We start from the raw sequence: 8,851 nt of genomic DNA, 5'->3' as shown, positions 1-8,851 counted from the left end.
TCCGGCTTTCGGCTGTATCTTTTTATTCCGCGTTGCTCCAAAAAAGGATGCCGCCTCTATCCGGGCTGCGGGGAGTCGTTACCGAAAAATCGTTGCCAAAAATTCTTTAAGGTGCGAATTTGAAATGTGCACGAGTACAGTAGGGTGCTTCTAAGGGATGTTGCTTGGCTTACTAGACGGGAAAGCGGAAGTCGTTTACGGAGCGGTGTAAAAGTAAGTAAGCGGCACCTGAAAGGCATACTAAAAGGAAGCTATAAAAGTTTTACATTTGTATAGAATGCATTTTTGACACTACCTCGGACAAAGAAGAAAATTTATTGGCGTATGAAAACACAGATAATCAATGACGTTAACGGATTGCCGACGGGGGTTTTCATTCCGATTGAAGATTGGGAACTAATTAAAAAGTATTATCCAAACATTGAAAAAGTTGACCAACAGCTACCACAATGGCAAAAAGACATTTTAGACAGCCGTTTGGCTGATTTAGATAACCCAAACAATTTAGGACCTATCGACGAACTTTTTAGAGTTTTAGACTCAGAATGAGCTATAATGTAGTTTATCACACACAGGTTAAAAACGATGTACTGCGCGCTAAGGGATGGTATAAGACAAAACAAAGCGGCTTAGAGAAACATTTTTCGGCCGCTGTTACAGACACGATTAAAGCCCTTATCAGCAACCCATTTTTGTTTGAAGTTAAGTATAAAACGGTGCGAACTGCCTACACGGCTGTTTTCCCGTACGCGGTACATTATCATGTTAACGAAGAGACGAAAACCATAACGGTTTTAGGCGTTTTTCACACCGCTCTTTCGCCGGAAAATTGGCTTAAGCGGCAGTAAGAAAAGTTAGTAAACACTGGTTAACGCAAGTTCGCTGTAAAGATTAGGGTCAATTACAGCGATAATTTTAACTTGTAAAAGAAAAATCTCACAGCCTTTTTTAGGAGCTAATTCACGTTTATCAGCTTATTGGCCATTGTTATTCACGGTATTTTCACCAGCTTAACTTTCTGGGCAGCATTTCCGGCTATTCGCTGCAAATCCGCAGCTTCAGGCGCATTGGGCAGCGCTTTTACTTTGGCTTCTTTGGTCGCCAGTAAAAGCACGCCAAATTTGCACCTGCCGCTTTACGGGTTTTTCGCTGCTATCCGGGCTGCGGTAAGACGTTGGCGAAAGTTTCTTACCAATAGTTCTTTAAGGTGTGAATTTGAAATCTGAGCAGTCGGGGGAAATCTGGTTAATTTGATTTATGAACGGTTCGTATTAGGGGAAGCCTACATAAATATTTAACCGAGTTCAGGTTTACAAAAACCCAAGCGAAAAAGCGACCTCAGAAGCTTTTTGATAACTCGTGTTTGTGCTTTTTCGGGCGTTTTGTTGTAGTGAAAGGCGTGACGGTGCGGCGCCTTATATTTCCACAAAACATTTGCCGCAGCGGATTGCCCAGAAACCAAGTACCTCAACCCAAATCTCTTATCTTTTAATCTTTCAATCTCGAAATCTCGAAATCTTCCAAAAAAAACCGAGGCTGTTCTTGGTAATTAATTTCGCCTCCGTACGAGTGAAATCTTAAATGTTTACTTGCCTTTTCGCGGCAGCATCAATATGTAGGCAACGTAAAAAAATAAAAAAATCGTAATCGTTGATCCAGCAACAAAAAAAGGACCCGCAACATCCGACTTTCCATTTACAAGTAAAGAAACTGCTATGAAAGTAATTATAAAAACCAATGCAATAGTGAAACCAATAACGCGAGAGGGTCTATTCTTCAACATAACTTGGTAGAATTTACATTAACACGGGAAAAGTACAAAAAAAATAGCTGCAAAAAAAGCCTTCCAGCGTTTAACTTTTCTTTCAAAATTGTTGTATTCGAATGGCCTCTTTTGTAAAGCTGTTCTAAAAATGATAGCAAAGGGATCCTCGAAAAAACCACTCCCTCGAAATTAATTTCCAATCTCAAAATCTTTCAATCTCGAAATCTTTAAATCTCAAAATCTTTCAATCTCAAAATCTTTCAATCTCAAAATCTTTCAATCTCGAAATCTCGAAATCTTTAAATCTCAAAATCTCCCAAAAAAAAACCCAATCAGTACTGATTGGGTTTGTCTGGTAAAATCTCGTTTAATTACGCCTCGAAAGGAATGATTGAAACGTACGACTTATTGTCTTTTTTCTTTTGGAACTTTACAACACCATCAACTTGTGCGTGTAATGTGTGATCTTTAGAGATGTACACATTTGCACCTGGATTGTGCTTAGAACCGCGTTGTCTTACGATAATGTTACCCGCAGTTGCTGCCTGGCCACCAAAAATTTTCACGCCTAAACGCTTACTTTCTGATTCTCTACCGTTTTTCGAACTACCGACACCTTTCTTGTGAGCCATCGTTTATAGGTTTTAAATATTATTACTCTTCAGTTGTTTCTTCTTTTTTAGCTTTCGGCGCTTTCTTTGGCGCTTCAGCTTCATCAGCTACAGGTGCAGCTTCTTTCTTAGCAGCTTTCTTAACAGCTCCTAAAGTAATGCCCTCAATAACAATCTGTGTTAACGATTGTCTGTGACCATTTTTCTTTTTGAAACCTTTTCTGCGTTTCTTTTTGAAAACAATTACCTTGTCTCCTTTTAAGTGTTGTAACACTTTGGCTTCTACTGAAGCTCCTTCTACAGCCGGGGCGCCTAAAGTGATTGTACCGTTGTCGTCAACTAAAAGAACTTTATCGAAAGTAACTTTCGAACCTTCCTCAGTTGCCAATCTGTGTACATAAACCTTTAAGTCTTTGCTTACTTTAAATTGTTGCCCTGCTATCTCTACGATTGCGTACATAACAATGTGTTTATGAAATTGTTTATAAAATGTCGGCAAATATACAACTTTCTACTTTTCAACCAACTAAACTTTATGCAATTCTTTCAAATACTTAGTTTGGTTACTTTTGCAGCACTTACCGCAGTCGCATGTTAATCGATACACACATACATTTATACAGTCAAGAGTTTGAAAGTCAGGAGTCTGAGTTAATTCAACAAGCGCGTAACGCCGGTGTTTCGCAGTTTGTTTTACCGGCAATCGACGCTTCCTCGCACGCCGGAATGAAACGCCTAAAGCAATTGTATCCGGAACAAGTTTCGCTAATGATGGGCTTACATCCGTGTTACGTGAAAGAAAATTACCGCGAAGAACTCGCCATTGTTTTCTCCGAACTGCAACAAGGCGGCTATGTAGCCGTGGGCGAAATTGGCGTGGATTTGTACTGGGATAAGTCGACACTCAACTGGCAGCTCGAGGCGTTTTGCACGCAAATCGACTGGGCTTTAGAACTCAATTTGCCCATAAACATTCATTGCCGCGAAGCATTTAACGAAATTTTCGAGGTTTTAAAATCGTATCGAAATCGCGGTTTGCACGGCATTTTCCACTGTTTTACAGGTAATCTTCAGCAAGCGCAACAAGCTGTCGATTTAGGTTTGAAGCTGGGAATTGGCGGCGTGGCGACGTTTAAGAATGGGAAAATCGATCAGTTTTTGCATGAAATCCCGCTTTCGGAAATCGTTCTGGAAACCGATGGTCCGTATTTGGCGCCGGTTCCGCATCGAGGTAAACGCAACGACCCCGCATTTTTGCGCTTAATTGCCGAGAAATTAGCCGCCATTTACAGCATTTCCTTCGAAGAATTGGCGCACACAACAACACAAAATGCTAAAAGCGTTTATAAAATCTAGTTTTTGGGCAATCCCTGCCGCTATTTAGTGGAAATGTGGCGGTAGCGGCAGGTCGCGCTTTTGCTGCAATAAACAACACAAAAAACGGTTCAGCTAGTTTTTGAGCCGGCTTCCTCTGGTCGCCATCTCAAACACAGCTTCACACGTTTTTTAGTTGTCGTTTATTTTCGCGCCAATCGCTATTGCAAAAGCGTGCAAAAGAAAAATATCGCATTTTAAAACAACGATTTTTCCCGGACGAAGTACTTTTCTGCAAGAGCGGTTGAAGCGGAAATAAAGCTGGACAAAAAGCTTGTGGAGGCGGTATTGCTACAAACCCGAGTTCGATTATTGATACACCCGAATATAATCGATTTCGAATGTTTGTGGAAATGCCGCTTCATCGATGGACGGACCGCCAAAATTGCCTCCGACAGCCACATTTAAAATGAAATAGAACGGCTGATTGTACGGCCAAGTATCCTCGTTTTTAACCGCTGGATTGTAGGTGTACACGTAGTTTCCGTCGACGAAAAATGCAATCGATTCTTCGTTCCATTCAATAGCATAGTCGTGAAAACCCTTATCGATTCCGGCAATTTTTGAAATTTTAGTATTGATGGTGTTTCCGTGGCTCGACTGTGTGTGCAGAGAAGTAAACACTTCGCCCGGAGCGCGTCCGACGTACTCTAAAATATCAATCTCTCCACATTTGGGCCAGCCCACTTGTTTAATGTTTGCACCCAACATCCAGAAAGCAGGCCAAGTTCCAACGGCTGTAGGCACTTTTGCGCGCGCTTCCATACGGCCGTACTTGAACTCCTTTTTAGAAGCCGTTGTAATTCGGGTCGAGTAAAATTTGTCGTCTTTCTTGGTTACGTTTATCACGAGTTTTCCGTCGCGAAGTTCGTGGTTGTCGCGGGTGTACAACTGTTTTTCGTTATTTCCCCAGCCACAAATATTCGGACAACCGTCGCCAAGCTCGAAATTCCAAACTTTTTCGTTGAGTGTCTTGCCGTTAAATTCTTCCGACCAAACTAATTTTCGCTTTTGTGCAAATCCCGAAAGGCTGCACGCAAGAAGTAGTACTGCAATTTTAGTTTTCATTATTCTACGGTTAAAACTTTAAACGAATTGGTTTGGGCATTTGTGCCGATATAAATTTTAAAAGTGCCGGCTTCGGTTTCCCATTTGCGGTTTGCGGAAAAGAATTCAAGCATTTTTTTGTCGATGGTAAACGTTACCGATTTGGTTTCGCCAGCAGCTAGCGTAACCAACTCAAAACCTTTAAGTTCTTTAACGGGGCGCGTTCCGGTTGCTACTTCGTCTTGGATGTACAGTTGTACGACTTCAGTTCCGCTTACTTTTCCCGTATTTGTAAGATCGATACTTGCGGTAACTTTTCCAGAATCATTCAGTTTGGTGCTACTTAAGCGAAGGTTACTGTACGAAAACGTGGTGTAACTGAGTCCGTAACCAAACGGGAATTGCGGTGTGTTGGGAACATCGCCGTAATGCGACCAGAATACACTGTTGGGTTCGTTAGCAGCCGGACGCCCGGTGCTTTTAGCGTTGTAATACAAAGGCAGTTGCCCGACCGATCGCGGAAAGCTCATCGGAAGTTTTCCTTGCGGGTTAAAATCGCCGAACAAAATTTGTGCAATGGCATTTCCGCTTTGCGTACCCAAGTGCTAAGCTTCCACTATTGCTGGAATGTTTTCGGCGGCCCATGGAATGGTTAGTGGGCGGCCGTTTTGCAATACCAACACAATGTTTTTGTTTACGGCGAAAACGGCTTCTAGTAAATCTTGTTGAACCCCAGGCAATCCGAGTTCGGACCGGCTGCGTCCTTCGCCCGATTGCAGGCCGTGTTCGCCGAGCATCATTACTACAACATCGGCATTCTTGGCGGTTTCGATTGCTGCTGCAAATCCGCTTTTATCGCGGGTATTGATAGTGAGTTCCGAAACGAATTTGGTTTCACCAAGCGCTACGTCAGCTCCTTTTGCGTATGTAATTTGGGCGTTGGGATAGTTTTTCAAGCCTTCGAGTAACGAAACGGCGGTATTGTCGCTCGCTCCTATTCGCCAGCTTCCGAGCGGACTGGTTTTATCTGCTGCAAGTGCGCCAATCACGGCAATTCTTTTCCCTGATTTTGGTAAGGGAAGTAAATTTTGTTCGTTTTTTAGCAATACAACCGACTTCAAAGCCATGTCTAAAGCAATTTTCTGAAAGGGTTCAGAGAAGGTCACTTCTTTTTCACGCTGGGCATCGCAGTATTTGTATGGATCGTCGAACAAGCCAAGTTCGAATTTCAGTTTTAAAACACGTCGTACGGCATCGTTTAAGTTTTCTTCGGAAACCTTACTGGATCTAACCAAATCTTCGAGATGATTCACGTAGGCGTAGGATTCCATATCGATGTCGTTTCCAGCGTTTAAAGCTATTTCGGCGGCATGAGATAGGTTCGAAGCGTATCCGTGTGGAATCATTTCCATGATCGATCCCCAATCGGAAACCACGGCGCCGGAGAACTTCCAACGGTTTTTGAGCACATCGCGTTGCAAATACGAACTTGCTGTTGCGGGAACGCCGTTGAGGTCGTTAAAAGCATTCATAAAGGTTCGAACGCCGGCATCGACTGAAGCTTTGAATGGGGGAAAGAGTACGTTTTCGAGAGTTGATTCGCTGACATCTACGCTGTTATAATCGCGTCCGGCTTCGGCAAAACCGTATCCCACAAAGTGTTTAGCGCAGGCGAGTATGGTATTATTTGCGGAGAGATCGGTACCTTGAAAACCTTTGATGCGTGCAACGGCGATTTCACTTCCGAGGTACGGATCTTCGCCAGACCCTTCCATAACACGGCCCCAACGAGCATCTCTCGAAACATCGACCATGGGAGCGAACGTCCAGTTGATTCCAGCAGCTGAGGCTTCTTCAGCGGCCATTCGTGCCGATTTTTCAATGGTTTTCAAATCCCAACTAGCAGCTTCGGCCAGCGGAATGGGGGAAATAGTTTTAAAGCCGTGAATGACATCGAATCCGAAAATAAGTGGGATTTTCAAACGGGAATTGTCCATCACTATTTTTTGGATGTTGCGAACTTGTTCGGCGCCGGTAATGTTGAGCACCGAACCTACGAGTCCTTTTTTTAGATGTTCTAATTTCTCGGCTGCTTGCCCAGATTTGGGTTCTGGACCTGTTACGTCGTAAAAGCCGTTGTACTGATTGAGCTGTCCAACTTTTTCTTGGAGCGTCATCAGTTTCAAAACTGAATCAACTTTTATATCAATTGCATTTTTCGATGCCGTTTGCTTTGTTGCCACAGGAGCTGTACTACTGCAGGCCACGCCTACGGCAATTGAGAGGCAAATGACGGATTTTACTATTTTCATTTTACTTAAAAATAAGGCAGACAGCATTCTTTTGGAATGCGATGTCTGCCATAATTAAAAGGGATTTCTATTGGTAAACGCGGATGTAATCTACTTCCATGGTTGCCGTTTGGAAGTCGTTTGCAACCGTTCCTCCGAAGGTTCCTCCCATAGCCACATTCATGATTAGGAAGAAATCGCTATTAAACGGTACACTGTTGTTATTTGCAAAGGAATGGAACAATACGTCATCTACATAAAAACGTATTGAAGATGGGCTCCAAACTACTTTATAAAGGTGAAACTCTGAGCTTACGTTGGCTACATTGGTTGTATTGGTGTTGGCATTACCGCCGAAATTTCCAGGATAGTGCAACGATCCGTGTATTACGCCGGGGCTATTTCCGCGGTGTTCCATGATATCAATTTCGCCGCAGTTTGACCACCCTACTTCGGGGAAATTTGCACCAAGCATCCAAATAGCGGGCCAAGTACCTCCGCCTACGGGAAGTTTAGCACGTGCTTCAACTTTACCATACGTAAATTCGAATTTATCTTGTGATTTTAGTCGTGCTGATGTCCAGTTGTTGCCTGTTTTTAGAGCATTGATTTTCAGGGTACCATCGCTAACTGCAACGTTTGCCGCGTTATTGGTGTAGCTTTGCACCTCGTTATTACCCCAACCGCCACCACCTAAGTCGTAGCCCCATTTGGTTGCATCGGGTGCTCCGGCAACATCAAATTCATCAGACCAAACAAGGTTTGTGTAGTCGGTTACTGGATCTTGTACGGGCGGTGTTGTCGTGAAGATATGGTACCAAGCTAAACCGGGATCGTTACCCATGACAGCTCGTACTACCATACGGTTCTCTGTTATAGACAAGATTTCATAGGAACTTTGACCTATGTAGTATCCCATAAATGCATTGTTGTTAAAATTGAGCATTGTACCGCGCGTTTGACCTGCTACATTATTTTGTAATACTACTGAAGTTGAAGGACTTAGCCCAACAGTTCCTTCAGCAGGTACCGTGAAAGGGTAACAAAAATCGGTTCCAGCACTACCTCCTCCTACACTTTGATAAGAGACATGAAAAAATGTACTGCCTCCATTGTCAAGTCTAAAATAAAGGTTGTCGCCGTCTTTTCGAAAGGTTAATTCATTGTCGTACAAACAGCTACTGTCTGGAGAGCCTGCCTTTTCGAAAGGTGCGGCAGCATAGTAAACAGGGAAATAGTTTTGTGTTGCATCACTGTTATTTGGTCCTACACCTAAGTGTCCGGGTTCTCCCGCTGCCCAATACCAGGTTTTTTGTGTTCCACCTGTAAGGAATGCAACTGCTTCATCGTCACGGAAATTGCTCAAAACGGTAACTTCAGTGGTTATTGTCGTTGCGGTACCAGCAGTTCCTGTAGCAGTAATTGTTACAGTATAAGTATTTAAACCAGGTGTGGTGTATCCGTGAGTTACAACGCCAGTAGGTACAGGTGCTCTTCTTGTATCCCCGTAATCAAACTGTTAAGATATTGCATTATCGGCCGTTGCGGTAAATTTAACCAATCCGCTACCGTCGCCGTTCGGATTTTCAGCGTCTTGACCTATAATTTCTACCGTCACGGCTAAATTTTCAGGAGTGGTTAACTCCCCGAAGCTATTATTTTCTTCACATCCTAAAAACAAAAATAGGCTGAGAACGGTAAAGCTTTTAAAAAGTAACTTTTTCCTAAGTACACGACAAAAATTGTATTAAATTAATTTCCAG

7 protein-coding genes and 1 pseudogene are annotated in these 8,851 nt (G+C 43.0%); 3 read left to right on the top strand and 5 right to left on the bottom strand.

The window, feature by feature from the left end:
* Window positions 1-324: 324 nt before the first annotated feature.
* The gene (locus CHX27_RS01740) at window positions 325-549 is read left to right on the top strand and encodes an addiction module component CHP02574 family protein (protein WP_094485047.1); all 225 of its coding nucleotides are present in this window, start codon (window positions 325-327) and stop codon (window positions 547-549) included.
* On the top strand, window positions 546-848 hold the full coding sequence (locus CHX27_RS01735; RefSeq protein ID WP_094485046.1) for a type II toxin-antitoxin system RelE/ParE family toxin: 303 nt from the start codon (window positions 546-548) through the stop codon (window positions 846-848). Before CHX27_RS01740 ends, CHX27_RS01735 begins: the two co-directional genes overlap by 4 nt.
* Before the next feature lie 1,288 nt (window positions 849-2,136).
* Here the strand turns inward: CHX27_RS01735 and rpmA are convergent.
* Window positions 2,137-2,397 carry a 50S ribosomal protein L27 gene (gene rpmA / locus CHX27_RS01725; protein WP_094485044.1) on the bottom strand — a complete coding sequence of 87 codons (261 nt, stop codon included), beginning with the start codon at window positions 2,395-2,397 and terminating at the stop codon, window positions 2,137-2,139.
* A 22-nt stretch (window positions 2,398-2,419) separates the two neighbouring features.
* Window positions 2,420-2,836 carry a 50S ribosomal protein L21 gene (gene rplU / locus CHX27_RS01720; RefSeq protein WP_094485043.1) on the bottom strand — a complete coding sequence of 139 codons (417 nt, stop codon included), beginning with the start codon at window positions 2,834-2,836 and terminating at the stop codon, window positions 2,420-2,422.
* 131 nt (window positions 2,837-2,967) lie between these two features.
* Here rplU and CHX27_RS01715 point away from each other — a divergent pair, with 131 nt between their 5' ends.
* Window positions 2,968-3,732: a TatD family hydrolase gene (locus tag CHX27_RS01715; protein WP_094485042.1), complete on the top strand. Its 765-nt coding sequence runs from the start codon at window positions 2,968-2,970 to the stop codon at window positions 3,730-3,732.
* 327 nt (window positions 3,733-4,059) lie between these two features.
* Here CHX27_RS01715 and CHX27_RS01710 read toward each other — a convergent pair whose 3' ends face one another.
* The 3 genes and pseudogenes from CHX27_RS01710 to CHX27_RS01700 form a co-directional block, all read right to left on the bottom strand.
* Entirely contained in the window at window positions 4,060-4,818 is a 759-nt protein-coding gene (locus CHX27_RS01710; protein ID WP_094485041.1) for a glycoside hydrolase family 16 protein, read from the bottom strand.
* Window positions 4,818-7,109, bottom strand: a pseudogene (bglX, locus tag CHX27_RS01705) (beta-glucosidase BglX). The gene CHX27_RS01710 and the pseudogene bglX overlap by 1 nt, the downstream one beginning before the upstream one ends.
* A 67-nt stretch (window positions 7,110-7,176) precedes the next feature.
* On the bottom strand, window positions 7,177-8,454 hold the full coding sequence (locus tag CHX27_RS01700; protein WP_317048266.1) for a glycoside hydrolase family 16 protein: 1,278 nt from the start codon (window positions 8,452-8,454) through the stop codon (window positions 7,177-7,179).
* Between the last annotated feature and the right edge of the window lie 397 nt (window positions 8,455-8,851).

It is taken from the genome of Flavobacterium aurantiibacter (assembly GCF_002251775.1).
Classification (GTDB): domain Bacteria; phylum Bacteroidota; class Bacteroidia; order Flavobacteriales; family Flavobacteriaceae; genus Flavobacterium; species Flavobacterium aurantiibacter.
Note: the sequence above shows the minus strand (reverse complement) of the source record. Positions and strands in the feature narration are given on the sequence as shown.